This is a genomic window from Pseudomonas sp. Irchel 3A18, assembly GCF_900187465.1.
GTDB lineage: Bacteria > Pseudomonadota > Gammaproteobacteria > Pseudomonadales > Pseudomonadaceae > Aquipseudomonas > Aquipseudomonas cichorii.
On sequence record NZ_FYDI01000002.1, the window covers coordinates 144736 to 161271 of the forward strand.

The window sequence follows — 16536 nt, forward strand, 5'->3', positions numbered from 1 at the left end:
CTACTCCCCGGCCGCCATTTTTACCGCACGATTGCTGCGGTCCACCGGGCGGATCCGTTCGCCTTCGCGCAACACATGCACGCCAGCGGCGACGATCCAGTCGGTTTCTTTCAGGCCTTCGAGTACCGGCACCGATTCCTGCCCGTATGCCCCAAGCTGCACGGGAGCACGCTTGAGAATGCCGTCAGGGCTGACCCGCCAGACGTAGCTGGCGCCATTTTCCGAGCTGACCGCCGAGAGTGGGACGGACAGCGGAACCGCATGCTCTGCCGCGATAAACACCCGGGCGCTCTGCCCCAGTTCGACCGGAACCTGCCCGGTGGCAAAGGCAATGCGCGCAGCGAAGGTACGAGAACGCGGATCGGCAGCCGGTGACAGCTCACGGATACGACCGGCAAAACGCTGATCGCGCACGGTCCACAGCTCGACGGACACCGGCTGACCCACCTTGAAGCGGGCAAAATTCTGTTCCGGCAGGCTGATCAACACTTCACGCTCGCCATCTGCCGCCAGGGTAAAAACCGTCTGGCCGGCCGCAACCACTTGCCCGACTTCCACCGAACGCCCGGCGATGACGCCATCCTGGGAAGCACGCAAAACGGTGTAGCGGGTCTGGTTGTCGGCGACGGTCAACTCGGCCTTGATCTGCTTGAGCCGGGCTTCGCCGGAGCGATAGAGGTTTTCCGCGTTGTCATATTGCGAGCGGCTGACCATCTGGCGATCCAGAAGGGTTTTGTAGCGATCGCGCTCGGAACGCACCAGATTCAGGTTGGCTTCTGCGGCCGCGACCTGGGCGCGGGTCGCTTCCAGTTGCAGGCGCACGTCCTCGGCATCCAGCTCAGCCAGCGGCTGATCGGCCTTAACCCTTTGCCCCACTTCCACCAGACGCTTGCTGACCTTGCCGCCGATGCGGAATGCCAGCTCAGGTTCAAAACGAGCCCGCACTTCGCCGGGATAACTGTCCACCGATTGGGAGGAAAGCAGTGGCTGGGCCACCATGGCCGGACGCACCACTACAGGCGCAGCCACTTCCTGACTGCAGGCTGTGAGCAATGACAGCAGACAAACCGGCACGACGAGAGACAAAGCATCGCGGAACATGATGTGGACCTTTGCACGAATAGGGCTTGGAATAATTGTACTGGCGAGTATATTAAATTTTTTCAAACTCTCCAGTTCATTATTTCAACATATGCCAAACACTTCGTTGACCTCAGGTCCGGGTCGCCCAAAGGATCCGGAAAAGCGCAAAGCCATTCTCGAAGCCGCGAAAGACCTTTTCGTGCGTCACGGTTATGGCAACACCAGCATGGACAGCATCGCCGCCGAAGCAGGCGTCTCCAAACTCACGGTCTACAGCCACTTCACCGACAAGGAAACGCTGTTCTCTGCCGCGGTAGTCGCCCGTTGCGAAGAGCAGATGCCTGCCCTGTTCGTGCATCTGGGCAGTGATCTGCCGGTTGAGACAGTGCTGTTGAATGTCGCTCGCGCCTTCCACACGCTGATCAACAGCCCCGAATCCCTGGAGCTGAACCGGTTGATGGTCAACCTGGGCACCCAGGACCCGAAACTGTCGATGATCTTTTTCGAGGCCGGCCCGCAACGCATTCTCAACGAGATGGAACGCCTGCTGATCCAGATCGACAAGGCAGGCGAGCTGCGTATCGAATCCCCGAAAACCGCCGCCGAGCACTTCCTGACCATGGTCAAAGGACTCTTCCACTTCCGTCTTCTGGTGGGCTGCGCAGGGATGCCCGACGCAGAAAAGGCCGAGCAGCATGTCCGGGAAGTGGTGGCATTGTTTATGCGGGCTTATGGGGTTTAGCACTGCAAAACTGTACAGACTTTGAAGGAGCGACTTCAGTCGCGAAGGTCACGTTGCGCTGGATTTACTGCCTCTCGCGAATGAATTCGCTCCTAGACACGCGGGAATTCAGCTCTTGAGCGCTTTCTTCGGGTAGATGTCATAACGGCTGGATTTGCCATCCAGCGCATACCCCGGTTTCGGGCCTGCGATGCAGGGAGCCTTGCGCGGACGCTTGACCACTACGCGGTGGGTCGCCAGAGCCAGGGCGGCCTCCAGCAAGGCCGGTGCGTCCATGTCATCGCCCACCAGGGGACGGAACAGGCGCATTTCCTTTTTCACCAGCGCGGTCTTTTCGCGATGGGGGAACATGGGGTCGAGGTAGATCACCTGCGGAGGCTCGCCTTCCCAGGCACGGATCAGCTCGATGGAGTTGCCGGTCAGCAGACGCATCTGCGCGATAATGCCACCCACATCGGCATCATGACGACCGCGCAGCAAACCATCTTCCAGCAGGGCAGCAATGATCGGCTGACGCTCGATCAGGCTCATTTCACAGCCCAGGCTGGCCAGCACGAACGCATCCTTGCCCAAGCCTGCCGTGGCATCCAGCACCCTTGGCCGCACACCCGGTTGAATACCGACGGCCTTGGCAATCATCTGCCCGCTGCCACCGCCGAACAGACGGCGATGGGCCACAGCGCCCTCGACAAAGTCCACTCGCACAGGGCCTGGAACATCATCGCCCAGTTGCTGCAATTGCAGGCCATCGTCGCTCACTTGCAGGGCAAAGTCGGCCTGCTCATCCTGCAAAGGCAGGTTCAGACGCTGCGCCCACTGCGATGCCTGATCCTGTCCGCTCACCGTCAGGGCTTCGACCCGTATACGGCTGCCCGCTTGCTGCTCACTCATTCGCTGCACACACTCAAAAAATGTTAATGATCGGCAAAATCTGCCGATAACCAAGTATCGGGCATTTTGCCAGACCCAAGGCCAGAACTGATCGCCATGTCAGAGATTGTTCAATCATCCATCGGCTACTTGTCGCACGCAGGCGACTACAGCCTCAGCAACAGCCGCACCCTGACCGGTGTGACGCAGTTGTGGTCGGATGCATTTGCACGCGCGATGGCAGAACAGATCGGTGATGGCAGCAAGCCTGAGCAAGCGCCAATCAAGATCGAAGTCGATGTTGAAACCGGCGAACCGGTCACTGGCGCACGCACCCTGAGCAAGATCGTCGAGCAGCGCGCCTGCCCGGTCACCGACACTCAGGTCAAGCCACCAGAACCGCTGTTCCTGCCGATTGCCGAATTTGAACTCGACCTGCTGCCACCGGCTGCCGAGCCGTTCAGCATCAGCGAAATCATCGAACAGCAACGCCACCTGGAATTCGACAGCAACTGGGTCCGTCCGACCGTGGTCAACCCTTACAACTACAACGGCAACCCAGGGCCAGGTCCACAACCGCGTCCTCTGCACCTGCCGATTGCCGAACTCGAGTGGGAACTGGCCGACAAGCCTGCTCTGCCACTTGACGAAGAAACCATCCAGGCTCAACAGCGCCAGTTCGACTATGAAAATGGCTGGGCTCGTCCGCTGATCCTGCAAAACCTGCGCATGGCTGCCTAGGCTCTGTTTGAAATGCTTTCGAGCGAAGGTGAGCCTGTTTTAACGCAGCATCACCGAGCGCAGATACATTTCATATAGAGCCTAACGACACACCTGCCACAACCCCATATCCAGATGAAAATGATCGCGATGCGCCGCGTTGTATTCCGGCCCCAGCACCGTGCTGAAATTCTTGCAGGCGCCGTCGCGCACCAGCCTCAGAAAACGCCCCTTGTCGCCTTCGTCGCTCCAGTCCTTGAGCAGATTGATTCTCTGCCCGTCAGCCAGACGAAAACTGGCGATGTCCAGAGCATTGGCGGTGGCGTGCTGGCTGAGGCGGCTATTGGCGCGGTTATAGATATTGCGACAGGCGAAACTGCCCAGGTGATCGATCCGTGCGACGCGCTGGCCAAAAACCGTCTGGGCCGCAGGCTGCAAGGTGTGGATGTCGAACAGGGCGTAGGCAACGGCCAGCGGGCAACTGGCCAGGAAGCTGCTGCTCAAGGCAATGTCGCCGCCCTGTATGCGCAAGGTGTTCTGCAAGGGACATCGGGCAGACGGGTCGCTGTCGGCCTGACGGCTGTAACGCAGGCTCGATGAGCCCAGCGCCAGATCGCACAGCGCCGGATCATCCTTCAACCGCGCCAGCTTGAAGGGCGTCAGCAGGTTGGGCTCAACTTGAACATCCAGAGGCGCCCATGGGTTCCACTGCGGCGGAACATCGACCCAGCCTCGCCAGACCGCCATCACAGCTGCCGCACACAGCAACAGGACCAGCAGAAAAATCCGCATCCTCAGCTTTTGAACAGAGTATTGAGCCGATGGAACGGCAATGCCTGATCGGCGTAGCTGAAGGTGCCTTGGGTGCGAACCTCTTCGGCCGCCCGATAAAGCGCGCCCCAGGCCGCTCGCGCCATGGAAGAACCCACGCTGATGCGCTTGACGCCACACTCGCTCAGCTCAGCGACCGACAAGGTTACGCCGCCAAGCCCCATCAGCACATTCACTGGCCGGGGTGCGACAGCACGAACCACGGCGATGACTTCCTCACGGGTCCGCAACCCCGGCGCATACAGTACGTCAGCACCGGCTTCGGCGTAGGCTTCAAGGCGACGCAGGGTGTCGGCAAAATCCAGTCGGCCGTGCAGCAGGTTCTCGGCACGCGCCGTCAGCAGGAACGGAAATGGCAGCCCCTTCACCGCCGCAGCCGCCGCCCTCACCCGCTCGACAGACAGCTCGAAATCGTAGATGGGTTGTCCCGCATCGCCACTGGCATCCTCGATGGAGCCACCGACAATCCCGGTCGCGGCAGCCTTCAACAAGGTTTCGGCACAATCTTCGGGACTGTCGGCGAAGCAGTTTTCCAGATCAGCCGCCACGGGCAGGTCCGTTGCAGCGACGATGTCAGCGACATTTTCCAGGGTTTCATCGCGACTGATTGCACCTTCGGCATCGGCTCGCCCAAGGCTGAAGGCAAAACCGGCACTGGTGGTCGCCAAAGCCTCGAAGCCCAGCGAGGCCAGCAACTTTGCCGAACCTGCATCCCATGGGTTGGGAATTACAAAGGCGCTGTCGCGCTCATGCAAGGCCTTGAAGGTGTGTGCCCGGTGCAGTTGTCGAGAGTCCATGAGCTTTTCCAGGTCATCGTGAGGTGGGGGCCTATTGAACCCACAACTATCGACCTCAGAGCAAGCCCAGTTGCTCCACTTGCGGGCCACGATCCAGCTCGGGCAATGGCGGCAGCCCCGGCAGGCGCGCCATCAGGAAGCCATGAAAACGCTGAGCCAGGTCAGGCGCCTTAAGGTTGTCCGGGGTGTGCAGAAACACGTAGGGAGTGCGCCCTTCCTCGATCCAGACGGCGACCTTCTCGACCCATTGAGTCAGGAACGGGTCATTGTCCTCCAGCACCGGGCGGCCAATGAAGCGAACCTGCGGCGAATGGGTCAAGGCCGCCGGGCGCGTGGGCACCTTGGGCTTCTTGGACTGGGCATGCAGCACTGCCGGATCCGTGGAGACACAACTGAACAGTGCCCGGGAATCCAGGCAGATCCGCTCCACGCCACGGTCCAGCAGCATTCGGTTGAGCATGCGCTCTTCGTCGCCCTTCTCGAAAAAGGCCATGTGCCGCACCTCAACCGCCAGAGGCACCTTGAGCTCATCGAGAAAACCCGCCAGCTCCGCCAGACGATGAGGCGAGAAACTGGCTGGCAGTTGCAGCCAGAACGGTGAAACACGCTCGCCAAGAGGGGACAGCAGCTTTACAAAGGCTTCAGCGGCATCCAGTTGCAGGCGCAGGTCGCCGTCATGGCTGATGTCCCGGGGAAACTTGGCCGTGAAACGAAAATCCTGTGGCAGGACTTCAGCCCAGCGCTGGACAGTGGCGGGTGCGGGACGTGCATAGAACGTGGTATTGCCTTCAACGACATTGAAGACCTGGGCGTAGAGGCGCAGGAAGTCGGTGGGACGGGCATCTTCGGGGTAAAACGACTCACGCCATGCGCTTTCGCTCCATGACGGACATCCCAGGTAGTAAGGCAGGCTGGGCACGGTCAGACGTGGAGATCGAGCCCCGACACTTCCAGATCCCAATCCACAAAACTGGCAGTGGTCAGATAGCTGGCCAAAGCGTTGGCGACACGAGTGCTCATGGAGCGAGGGAAGATGATGTCCTGCGGGCGAGCAGGGACGTTGGCAGTGGAGCCAATCTGAGCGTCACCGGAAGACTCGCGGCGCGAGGCCTGAGCAGGCCGCGCAGGCAATTCGACGTCTACATCGCCATCGATTTCTTCAAAGGTGCCTTCAACGGTCGAAGGAGCCTTCTTCGGCTTTCGCTTGATAGGGTATGAACGTGATGAGGGTCCGTCTATGCGCATCGATATCTACTCGGCGTCTTGTAGTGGCAATTTAACGTCACAGGCCGGAACTTGGCAAATACGTGAACGATAACTAGACCACACATATTGCAGATTGTTTGCGCCTTCGGGCATAACGAACGGATTAGTCGACAAGTGGTAGATGGCCAATTGATATTTTCGTAGCTTTTTCCCGTCTTTCGTGGGTGTTACGCCCTTACTTGACTTGAGGCCCCTTGGGCGTAGCCACCTTGTCGCGCAGATAGACCGGCTGGGCATCATCTGCCGGAATCGACTCGCCACGGTTCCAGGCAAACGTCGCCAGGGTCAGCAGATCCTGGGCATGGGGCAACATGCTCGCGTCCTGACCGACCAGCGAAACCGGAATACGCTCGGCATACCCCCAGCCGGTACCGGCACCGAACCATTGACCGTCGGCATCGACAGGCAAGGCAACCTGTTCGGGCGGCAAGACCGCTTCGTTGCCGACCAGACGCATCTCACCGGCAGTTTCGCGATAGCAACCCCAATAGACTTCATCCATCCGGGCATCAATGGCCGAAGCGACCTGCTGGGCGCCGTACTCGCGGCAGGCACGCTGCGCCAGCACCGCCAGGTTCGAGACCGGCAGCACCGGACGCTCCAGCGCGAAGGCCAGCCCCTGAACCACGCCGATGGCGATACGCACGCCGGTGAAAGCGCCCGGCCCCCGCCCGAAGGCGATGGCATCCAGCGCCGACATTGCAATGCCCGCCTCGGCCAGCAGATCCTTGATCATGGGCAGCAGGCGCTGGGCATGCAGACGCGGGATCACCTCATAGTGGCTCAGTACCTTGCCGTCATGCAGCAAAGCGACCGAGCAGGCTTCAGTGGCGGTGTCCAGGGCCAGCAAGGTGGTCATCGGTGTATCCGTCTTCGTTGGAAAAAGTGACGCAGTATAAATGACAAATGGCCCGCAAGCGGGCCATTGTTGAACTCAGACCTTTCGGGCTCAGGTCAATGCAGCAAGCACCTTGGCGGTGATCGCATCCACGGAACCGACACCTTCGATATGGCTGCACTTGGGCTTGCCATTCTTCTTGCTCAGTTCGCTGTAGAACGCAACCAGCGGCTTGGTCTGTGCGTGATAGACCGACAAGCGATGGCGCACGGTTTCTTCGACATCGTCCTTGCGCTGAACCAGAGGCTCGCCAGTGACGTCGTCAACACCTTCAACCTTCGGCGGATTGTGCTGCACATGGTAGATACGGCCGGAACCTTCATGGACGCGACGGCCCGACATGCGCTGGACAATCTCCTCGTCATCAACGGCGATCTCCAGCACATGGTCGATGTCCAGACCTGCCTTCAACAGGGCTTCAGCCTGAGGAATGGTGCGCGGGAAACCATCGAACAGTACGCCGTTCTTGCAGTCAGGCTGTTCCAGGCGATCCTTGATCAGGCCGATGATCAGGTCATCGGAAACCAGGCCACCCGAGTCCATGACACTTTTGGCCTTCAGGCCCAGTTCAGTGCCGGCCTTGACCGCTGCGCGCAGCATATCGCCAGTCGAAACCTGCGGGATGCCGAATTTTTCAGTGATGAATTTTGCCTGAGTACCTTTACCGGCTCCAGGAGCTCCCAGCAGAATCACGCGCATCGTCATGCTCCTCAAATTTTTATAGTCAATCGTCGGATTCGCCTCTTGGGCCAATCTGAAAAATAAACGTCGGCCAAAGGCCAAAAGGCTGACCAAGATACACAGCAGACACAGGCCGCACAAGACGCCAAAAGTCGCAGCAACCCAAGGCATGACGGCAGTTGCGCCCACCTGTGCAAACCCGCACCTGCTCAACCCGCTTTCACGCAATACACATCTGTCCCGGCAATGGCCTGCAAGCAACCGGAATAAGGACTGTCAGCCGGTATTGCGCAATCCGGCTGCAATACCTGCAACAGACACCAGTAAAGCCAGTTCCAGAGGACTGTCCAGGCTGGACTCACGATACCGGGAGCGCGCCAGAAGCTCGGCCTGCAACAGATGCAGCGGGTCCAGATACGTGTTGCGCAGACTGATGAATTCCAGGGTCTCCGGACTATGGGCCAGCAGTTGCTGCTGCCCGGTGAGGCCCAGGACAACCTTGCACGCCTGCGACAATAGGCCGCGCAAATGCGCACCCAAATGCTGCAGTTCAGCGCTCACCAGACGGTCATCGTAGAGCTGGGCGATGTCCGAGTCGGCCTTGGCCAGCACCATTTCCAGCATATCGATGCGGGTGCGGAAGAATGGCCACTGCTCGCGCATCTGCGCCAGCACGTCACCCTCGCCGCGTTCCAGAGCCTTGCTCAGGGCGGCTTCCCAACCGAGCCAGGCAGGCAGCATCAGGCGCGTCTGGGTCCAGGCGAAGATCCACGGGATGGCCCGCAGGCTTTCGACACCACCCGCACGACGCTTGGCCGGGCGACTGCCCAGCGGCAGGCGACCCAGTTCCTGCTCGGGCGTGGCCTGACTGAAGTACTCGACGAACTCGGGGTTTTCCCGCACAACGGCCCGGTAGGCATTCACCCCGTCGGTGGCCATCTGATCCATCATTTTCCGCCAGGACGGCTCAGGCAAAGGAGGTGGCAGCAGGGTCGCTTCCAGAACGGCAGCCAGATAAAGGTTGAGGTTCTGCTCGGCAATGTCAGGCAGGCCGAATTTGAAACGAATCATCTCACCCTGTTCGGTCGTGCGGAAACGCCCCGCAACCGAACCCGGCGGTTGCGACAGAATCGCCGCATGAGCCGGACCACCACCGCGCCCGACGGTGCCTCCACGGCCATGGAACAACAGCAGTTCGACTTGCTGCTCGCGGCAGATTTCCACCAGTTTTTCCTGCGCCCGGTACTGCGCCCAGGCCGCGGCAGTGGTGCCGGCATCCTTGGCGGAATCCGAATAGCCGATCATCACTTCCTGCGGGCCGTGCAGCCGCGAGCGATAACCCGGCAGCCCAAGAAGCCGCTCGATCACAGGCCCCGCATTATCCAGGTCAGCCAGGGTCTCGAACAGCGGCACCACGCGCATAGACCGTTGCAGGCCAGCTTCCTTGAGCAGCAGTTGTACCGCGAGCACGTCCGATGCGGCACCGGCCATGGAGATCACGTAAGAACCCAGCGAAGCCGCCGGTGCAGCCGCCACGACGCGGCACGTTGCCAGAACTTCGGCGGTGTCGGCAGCCGGTTTGAAATGAGCGGGAAGCAAGGGACGACGGTTATTCAATTCACGCAGCAGGAAATCGATGCGCGTCGGCTCATCCCAGTCCTCGTAACGACCCAGGCCCAGATAGTCGGTGATTTCGGTCATGGCCGCGCAGTGACGGCTGGAATCCTGGCGCACGTCCAGACGCACCAGAAAAAGCCCGAAAGTCACCGCACGACGCAGGCAATCGAGCAACGGGCCATCGGCGATCACTCCCATTCCACAGTCATGCAGCGACTGGAAGCACAACATGAGAGGTTCAAGCAGTTCACGGTTATCGTGCAACACGGCATCCGGCGCAGGCTGTGGCGCGGTCAGCGAAGCATTGGCCCAGTTTCGGGTGGCCCTGAGACGTTCGCGCAAACGCTTGAGTTCAGCACGATAGGGTTCAGCGCTCTCACCGACGCTGGCGCGCAAGGCATCGCTGGCCTGCTGCATGGAAAGGTCGGCAGCCAGTTGATCCACATCCCGCAGGAACAGATCGGCCGCCATCCAGCGGGCCAGCAGCAGGACTTCACGGGTAACGCTGGCCGTGACATTGGGGTTGCCATCCCGGTCGCCGCCCATCCACGAAGCAAAGCGGATCGGCGCCGCTTCCAGTGGCAAATGCAGGCCGGTAGCCGCTTGCAGCGCCTGATCGGCCTTGCGCAGATAGCTTGGAATCGCGTGCCAGAGCGAATGTTCGATGACCGCAAACCCCCACTTGGCCTCATCGACAGGCGTAGGGCGAATACGGCGGATTTCTTCGGTGTGCCAGGCTTCGGCGATCAGTCGTTGCAGTCTGGAAGTGATCTGCTCGCGCTCGATGCTATTGAGATCCCGATGGTCCAGCGCCGCCAGTTGCGCTGCAATGGCGTCGTATTTCTGGATCAGCGTGCGGCGCGCCACTTCGGTGGGATGCGCAGTAAGTACCAGTTCGATTTCAAGCTTGCCCAACTGGCGGGCCAGCGCATCGGGAGAGTGGCCTTCAGCCTTGAGCCGATCAAGCAGTTCAGGCAGAACCCGGGCCTCGAAAGGCTGAGGCTGGGTGTCATCGCGACGGCGCATCAATTGATACTGCTCGGCGATATTGGCCAGGTTCAGGAACTGGTTGAACGCTCGCGCCACGGGTAACAGCTCGTCATCGTCCAGGCTGTCGACACTGGAGCTCAACTGCTCGGCACCCGCCGCAGAGCCTCGCCTGCCGGCCTTCGCCCCTTTGCGAATACGCTCGATCTTGTCGAGAAAGGCGGCCCCGCGCTGATCGCGAATCGTGTTTCCCAAAAGCTCGCCCAGCAAGTGAACGTCTTCGCGCAAACGCGCATCGATATCGGCCATCGTTCTCTCTCCCCTGTTCTTGTATGACTGACTTGTATGGGTGACTTGTATGGGTGACGTGTACGGGTAGCTTTCAATGAACTGTGTCCAACAGTGCACCAAAAACCTGTGCCGCGACAAATTCTTGCATCCCGGCAACAGTCGATCTGTCTTTTGGCGAGCACTCTCCAATCGTCCCGCAAGCCCGTGCGAGCCTGATATTTCCCGCAGGCTGACTATATTTTCCTGACATCACCCAATGCCATTACGCAAAGCGTCCGGTGAAAAATCCTGACCATGCTGAAGAAATTTCACTGAACTATTCAAAAAACCCACAGGTCGGAACCTTTGACCATTACAGAAAGCCACAAGGCAGCGGGAACATACCCTGAAGCCTTCCGGCCAGGAAAACTGACTGTCATGGATAACCACGTTCGGAGTCTGACAATGGAGTTGATCACCATGAACACCCTTACTGCCAAATCCAAGTTCAAAAGCCTGCGCGGGTTGAAACTGGCTGCGCTGGCCCTGGGTAGCACCTTCATTCTGGCTGGTTGCGCGGGAAATCCACCAACCGAGCAGTACGCAGTGACTCAGTCAGCCGTCAACAGTGCCGTCAGCGCTGGCGGGACCGAGTACGCCGCGGTAGAAACCAAGGCCGCTCAGGACAAACTCAAGCAAGCCGACCTGGCGATGCAGGAACACAAATACGACGAAGCCCGCCGTCTGGCCGAACAAGCCGAATGGGATGCTCGTGTAGCAGAGCGTAAATCGCAGGCCGCCAAGGCCGAGAAAGCCGTGCAGGATGCTCGTCAGGGCGTCGAAGAACTACGTGAAGAAGGCCTGCGTCAGGTGCAATAAGCACAGATCGCACCCTGCGTTTTTCATGCATTGGTAATTGATTAAAGGACGATCCTATTATGCGCAAACAATTGATGATCCCTGCCCTGCTGGCCATGAGCGTAGCCCTGGCGGCCTGTGCCACTAAACCGAACCCGAATCTGGAACAGGCGCGGACCAACTTCTCCGCCCTGCAAAGCAACCCGCAGGCTACCAAAGTTGCCGCCCTTGAAACCAAGGACGCCAGCGACTGGCTGGACAAGGCTGACAAGGCCTTCCGCGACAAGGAAGACGAGAAAAGAGTCGACCAGTTGGCTTACCTGACCAACCAGCGCGTTGAACTGGCCAAAGAGACCATCAACCTGCGCACTTCCGAAGCGGCCCTGCAAAACGCCTCGGCAGAACGCGCCAAGGCCCGACTGGACGCTCGCGACGCACAAATCGCCCAGCTCAAGAACAGCCTGAACGCCAAACAGACCGAACGCGGCACCTTGGTGACCTTCGGTGACGTGCTGTTCGACCTGAACCGTGCCGACCTGAAGCCGGGCGCACAGGGCAACATCGCCAAACTTGCGCAGTTCCTGCAGGAAAACCCTGATCGCAAAGTGATCGTCGAAGGCTATACCGATAGCACCGGCTCCGCTTCCTACAACCAGTCGCTGTCCGAAAGCCGTGCCAACTCGGTGCGTGCTGCTCTGGTCCGCGTGGGTGTAGACCCGGCCCGCATTGTGGCAACCGGCTATGGCAAGGAATACCCGGTCGCTGATAACACCAGCAACTCGGGCCGCGCCATGAACCGTCGTGTGGAAGTGACCATTTCCAACGACAACCAGCCAGTGGCACCGCGCTCTTCGCTGCGTTGATCGCGAGAGTCAGCTGACCCAAGCCCCGCCTGCTTCGTGCAGGCGGGGCTTTTTTATGGCTTCAATTGCTGTGGCGTCTCCTGCCCCATGCAGCGCACGGCCTGTTTCTTGTTGTTGACCAACACGCCCGACAGGCCTTTCTGGGAGGTGTCGAACAGCACCAGTACGCCATCGATGCATTGCGCAACCTCTGCGGCTGGCGTCGCGGCGATCATGTAGTCTTCCCCCGGTACGGTCTTGAGCAGAGTGAAGTCACTGAGCAGCAAGGCATCTTCGGGCCTGGCGAAATGCAGATAGCCATAGAACCACAGGCACCCGACCGTACCGATGATGGTGCCGATGCCGGTGAGGATCAGTGGGATAAGGTTACGCTCTTCACTCATGAGGGCTCTCTGCCGGTTCGGTTTGAATAGCCGGTTGCGGGTAGTTGGGGACTTCGGCCAGACGGCGCAGGCCGTTGAAACGCTCCGGGTCTTCCAGATAACGCAGCATCACCTGACGCCAGAGCGGGTCAGAGAAGGTCTGCACGTGGCCGCCACGGGTCACTTGCAACACCCGCGGCAGAGGCGCGGCCTTATAGAGACGGATGCCATTGGAAAGTGGCACCAGGGTGTCGTCCATGCTCTGGAAGATCATCATCGGTGTGCCCTTGAGTTGCGGCAATCCGTTGATGGCGCTGTCGGCATCCGGGATCAGCCATGACAGCGGGGTCTTCAGCGGCCAGGTCAGCCAGGACGTGCCAAGGGTGTAGCGGGCGACATCGCGATAGCTGGCCGGCACGCCGTCAAGAATCAGCGCCTTCAGCTTGCTGCGCTGTTCAGGATGTTGCGACAGATAATGCACACCCAACGCACCGCCAATACTCTGCCCCAGCACGATCCGTGGCTTGCCTTGTACCTGAGGTTCGGCATCCAGCCAGTCGAATGCGGCCTGAATGTCCTGATAGATGGCCGGTATGCTCGGCGCCCCTTCAGACAGCCCGTAACCGCGATAGTCCAGCAGCAGGACCTGATAACCCTGCTCGGGCAACCACCCGCTTCCCCCCAGATGCCAGGCCAGGTTGCCGCCGTTGCCATGCAGATGCAGCACCGTGCCCTTGACCGGGACGCCTTCCTTGGCGGGCAGCCACCAGGCATGCAGACGAGTGCCATCGGCCGCTGTCAGCGTGACGTCTCGGTATTGAAGGTGGGCCTTTTCAGGCGTGAACGGCAAACCGGGTTCCGGGTAGAACAGCATCGAACTGCAGCCTGTGAGGCTGAAGATCAACACGAGAATGCCGATCAGCTTCACGTTAAGGGTCCTTTTTCGGGTGGTTTTTTTCGCGAATGAATTCGCCCACAAGGTTTGTGTCTGTGTGGGAGCATTCATTCACGAAGGAGGCTACAAAATATTCGAATAATCGGCCTCGATACGATCCAGGCTCAAGTGGTTGAGGAAGTTGGAGAAACACATCCAGGCCGACAGGGCGTTCATGTCGCGGAACTGGTCGGGCAGGTATTTGGGCGCGACCACCAACCCCTCATCCACCAATTGACGCAGGGTACGCATGTCTTCAAGGGTGGTCTTGCCACAGAACAACAACGGTACCTGTTCAAGCTTGCCCTTGCGCACGGCCAACTGAATATAGTTGTAAACCATGATGAAACCCTTGAGGTAGGACAAGTCTTTGGTGAATGGCAGCCCGTTTGGCGTCGATCCACGGAAGACCCGGCTGGCATTGCCATAGCTCTCCGGCATGCCAAAACCCTGCTCGCGATAGAACTCGAAAACCTGCAGGAAGTCAGCGCCCTCCTCCGCCATATGAATCGCACGAGTGCGGTTGGTCAGCTTGCGCAGGCGGCTGGGATAGGACGCGAACGCGATGACTTCCATCAGGATGGCAAGCCCTTCCTGAGTCACGGTCGATGAGGGCGGCCCCTTGGACAGAAAGGTGCAGATCGGCTGGTTCTGACCATTGAGCGTGGTGCCGACATGCACCAGCCCTTCATGGACTTCAAGCGCTCGCACATCGCGCTCGTTGAACATCGCGTCGGAGCGGATCTTGATGTAATCGGCCCCCGCCGCCGCATCGGCAACGATACCGTCTGACTCAAACACCCGGATGGTTTCCTCGGCTTCGCCAAATACCCTGTTCAAGCGGCTCTGCAGCAGGGAAACGGCATCCTTGGCGGTGAGTATCTTGGGTTCGTCCTTAAGGTCGCCCCGACCGGCAATATTGTTCAGGTAATCCGAAAGCATCAGCCCCAGGTCCGCCAGGGTCGGGTCACCGGCATGAAATGCATCGGAGGCCGCGCCGTACAGTTCCTGGGAGATCAGCCCGAAATCCGGTGTGCCACGGGCTTCGAGCATGCGGATCACCATGCGGTATTCCTTGCACATGCGACGCATGATCTGCCCGACCGGGTTGAACTGGCCCAACTGGCGGGTGATATCACGCTCGATGTTCTGGAACTCGAGCTTCAAAGCCCCGGAGTCGAACCCCAGAGGACGATTCTCGTAATAGGCACGGTCAACGGCAGGCAATGCCTTGCCTTTGGCGGCGAGAAAATCCTTGCGTACTTTTTCATCCCACTTCACCGCATCCAGTACACGAATCGGCGTCTGGGCTAAGACTATTCGATCCGATAACGCACGAATGGTTTGCTGGTACTCGTCCACCCGGTACTCCTTGGCTGGCGGGCTGCTGCCCTACTACTTGGGTACACGCTGATAGCGTGCGACCTCCAGGAAAACATCGGAATTGGCCGGATCGTCCAGATAATCGAACACCTGGTCCAGAGGACTGGTGATCAGAATGCCCTGCCCGATCCCACTCTCCACTGGCTGGCCAGTGAGGTTCTGCTGATCCACCCATTGCCTGAATCGATCCAGATCCAGGTTATAGACAACCAGTTCATGGGCATCGGTCACCTCGAATCCGGCCATTACATAGTGAGAGCCATATTTTTCAGGCAGTTGCGCCGACAGATACCAGCGGCTGCCATGCTCGGTCACCGTGAAGCGGTACTCATCGCGATGCTTGCGATCACCTTTACGATAGCTGACTGCCTTGTAAAGGTTGCCGCTGATCCGGGAAAGCTCGAGTTCGAGGGGCTCGCCCCAGGCATTCTTGCTGGTCCAGGGCCCAAGCAAATGGGCCGGGGCGGCGCTGCCTGCGGGAAGGGTGTCCTCGAAAGTCACCAGACAACCGCTCAAGAGCAGGAACGACAGCGCAATCAATGCGCGCCAGGCTTTCATGGTGCTCTCCTGAAAAAGGGGTATCTCATGGGCAGACCGATGAGTCGATCCCAAGGACCAGACGCGTCTGGCGAGTGAGAATACCGAGTATTTCTTCGTCCGCCTGATAGTGCGGGCCATGAAGCAGACCCTGATATTCCATCCGGCGGATAATCCCCGTCAACACCTGAGCATCCTGAACAGGCTGCGATGAGCCGATAACCTGCAGAAACTGATAGGTGCCTTGCAGCAGGATCTCCTGATGGGCAACCACCAGCGGCGCCAGCCGAGGATTGATCAATGCCTCATGGTGAAAGGCGTGCTCGGCAATCAGATACTCACGGCGAGTCTGCAACTGGTGACGGATGTATTCCATGATCATGCGCGCAATATCATCGGCCAGACGCAAACGGTCAGCCGGATTGGCGGTACCGCGGGTCAGCATTTCCCGCAGCACGACTTCGGTGTTCTGCCACAATTTGGCCTGATAGGCTGCGCTGCGTTCGACATACTGAGCGAAGGCATCGGTCAGCAGGTCATCGATGTCCTTGAAGTAATAGGTGGTGGCCGACAGCGGCACCTGCGCTTCAGTAGCAACGGCCCGGTGCCGCACCGCCCGCACACCATCGCGGACCACGATGCGCATGGCCGCATCGAGAATCTTCTGCCGACGCTGCTCACTCCCCTCCCGACTGGCCTTGCGGCCCTGATACCTGACACTCCTGGCCACGGCGCTGGCAACGTCGGCGGCGCCTTCTTGAGCGATTGTCACGACGGGGGATTCCTTTCTGATTGGTCTCTTCGCGAATGAATTCGCTACGGGGATTCATTCGCGAA

At 59.5% G+C, this 16536-nt stretch carries 18 protein-coding genes; 4 read left to right on the plus strand and 14 right to left on the minus strand.

Going from position 1 to position 16536, the window contains the following annotated elements; translation table 11 throughout:
* The gene (locus CKW23_RS03690) at positions 1–1101 is read right to left on the minus strand and encodes an efflux RND transporter periplasmic adaptor subunit (protein WP_025258927.1); all 1101 of its coding nucleotides are present in this window, start codon (positions 1099–1101) and stop codon (positions 1–3) included.
* 91 nt (positions 1102–1192) lie between these two features.
* Here CKW23_RS03690 and CKW23_RS03695 point away from each other — a divergent pair, with 91 nt between their 5' ends.
* Positions 1193–1825 (plus strand): TetR/AcrR family transcriptional regulator, encoded by a 633-nt coding sequence (locus CKW23_RS03695; RefSeq protein ID WP_025258926.1) that lies wholly within the window; start codon positions 1193–1195, stop codon positions 1823–1825.
* Between the two features lie 108 nt (positions 1826–1933).
* Here the strand turns inward: CKW23_RS03695 and CKW23_RS03700 are convergent, their stop codons facing one another.
* Positions 1934–2716, minus strand: a complete 783-nt coding sequence (locus CKW23_RS03700; RefSeq protein WP_025258925.1) for a class I SAM-dependent methyltransferase — start codon at positions 2714–2716, stop codon at positions 1934–1936.
* A gap of 96 nt (positions 2717–2812) precedes the next feature.
* Here CKW23_RS03700 and CKW23_RS03705 point away from each other — a divergent pair, with 96 nt between their 5' ends.
* Positions 2813–3436, plus strand: a complete 624-nt coding sequence (locus CKW23_RS03705; RefSeq protein WP_025258924.1) for a hypothetical protein — start codon at positions 2813–2815, stop codon at positions 3434–3436.
* Between the two features lie 81 nt (positions 3437–3517).
* On the opposite strand, the gene CKW23_RS03710 is transcribed toward CKW23_RS03705, so the two are convergent.
* The 7 genes from CKW23_RS03710 to ppc form a co-directional block, all read right to left on the minus strand.
* Complete coding sequence (locus CKW23_RS03710; protein ID WP_095067044.1) at positions 3518–4207, minus strand: extensin family protein; 690 nt, start codon at positions 4205–4207, stop codon at positions 3518–3520.
* A 2-nt stretch (positions 4208–4209) separates the two neighbouring features.
* On the minus strand, positions 4210–5043 hold the full coding sequence (locus tag CKW23_RS03715) for an oxaloacetate decarboxylase (RefSeq protein ID WP_025258922.1): 834 nt from the start codon (positions 5041–5043) through the stop codon (positions 4210–4212).
* Positions 5044–5098: 55 nt separating this feature from the next.
* Complete coding sequence (locus tag CKW23_RS03720) at positions 5099–5962, minus strand: DUF72 domain-containing protein (protein WP_177434621.1); 864 nt, start codon at positions 5960–5962, stop codon at positions 5099–5101.
* Positions 5963–5964: 2 nt separating this feature from the next.
* Positions 5965–6288 carry a hypothetical protein gene (locus CKW23_RS03725; protein WP_025258920.1) on the minus strand — a complete coding sequence of 108 codons (324 nt, stop codon included), beginning with the start codon at positions 6286–6288 and terminating at the stop codon, positions 5965–5967.
* 196 nt (positions 6289–6484) lie between these two features.
* Complete coding sequence (gene tsaB / locus CKW23_RS03730) at positions 6485–7168, minus strand: tRNA (adenosine(37)-N6)-threonylcarbamoyltransferase complex dimerization subunit type 1 TsaB (protein WP_025258919.1); 684 nt, start codon at positions 7166–7168, stop codon at positions 6485–6487.
* Between the two features lie 90 nt (positions 7169–7258).
* Positions 7259–7906, minus strand: coding sequence for an adenylate kinase (gene adk, locus CKW23_RS03735; RefSeq protein WP_025258918.1), 648 nt, complete (start codon positions 7904–7906; stop codon positions 7259–7261).
* A gap of 258 nt (positions 7907–8164) precedes the next feature.
* On the minus strand, positions 8165–10801 hold the full coding sequence (gene ppc, locus CKW23_RS03740) for a phosphoenolpyruvate carboxylase (protein ID WP_025258917.1): 2637 nt from the start codon (positions 10799–10801) through the stop codon (positions 8165–8167).
* Between the two features lie 426 nt (positions 10802–11227).
* Between ppc and CKW23_RS03745 the strand changes: the two genes are divergently transcribed.
* Positions 11228–11641: a DUF4398 domain-containing protein gene (locus tag CKW23_RS03745; protein WP_095067045.1), complete on the plus strand. Its 414-nt coding sequence runs from the start codon at positions 11228–11230 to the stop codon at positions 11639–11641.
* A 59-nt stretch (positions 11642–11700) separates the two neighbouring features.
* Positions 11701–12483, plus strand: coding sequence for an OmpA family protein (locus CKW23_RS03750; protein WP_025258915.1), 783 nt, complete (start codon positions 11701–11703; stop codon positions 12481–12483).
* 53 nt (positions 12484–12536) lie between these two features.
* On the opposite strand, the gene CKW23_RS03755 is transcribed toward CKW23_RS03750, so the two are convergent.
* The 5 genes from CKW23_RS03755 to CKW23_RS03775 form a co-directional block, all read right to left on the minus strand.
* Positions 12537–12866, minus strand: a complete 330-nt coding sequence (locus tag CKW23_RS03755; RefSeq protein WP_025258914.1) for a hypothetical protein — start codon at positions 12864–12866, stop codon at positions 12537–12539.
* Complete coding sequence (locus CKW23_RS03760) at positions 12859–13773, minus strand: alpha/beta hydrolase (RefSeq protein ID WP_025258913.1); 915 nt, start codon at positions 13771–13773, stop codon at positions 12859–12861. Before CKW23_RS03760 ends, CKW23_RS03755 begins: the two co-directional genes overlap by 8 nt.
* 90 nt (positions 13774–13863) lie before the next feature.
* On the minus strand, positions 13864–15141 hold the full coding sequence (locus tag CKW23_RS03765; protein WP_025258912.1) for a flavohemoglobin expression-modulating QEGLA motif protein: 1278 nt from the start codon (positions 15139–15141) through the stop codon (positions 13864–13866).
* A gap of 33 nt (positions 15142–15174) precedes the next feature.
* Positions 15175–15720: a hypothetical protein gene (locus CKW23_RS03770; RefSeq protein ID WP_025258911.1), complete on the minus strand. Its 546-nt coding sequence runs from the start codon at positions 15718–15720 to the stop codon at positions 15175–15177.
* A gap of 25 nt (positions 15721–15745) precedes the next feature.
* On the minus strand, positions 15746–16471 hold the full coding sequence (locus tag CKW23_RS03775) for a TetR/AcrR family transcriptional regulator (protein WP_095067046.1): 726 nt from the start codon (positions 16469–16471) through the stop codon (positions 15746–15748).
* Positions 16472–16536: the final 65 nt, after the last annotated feature.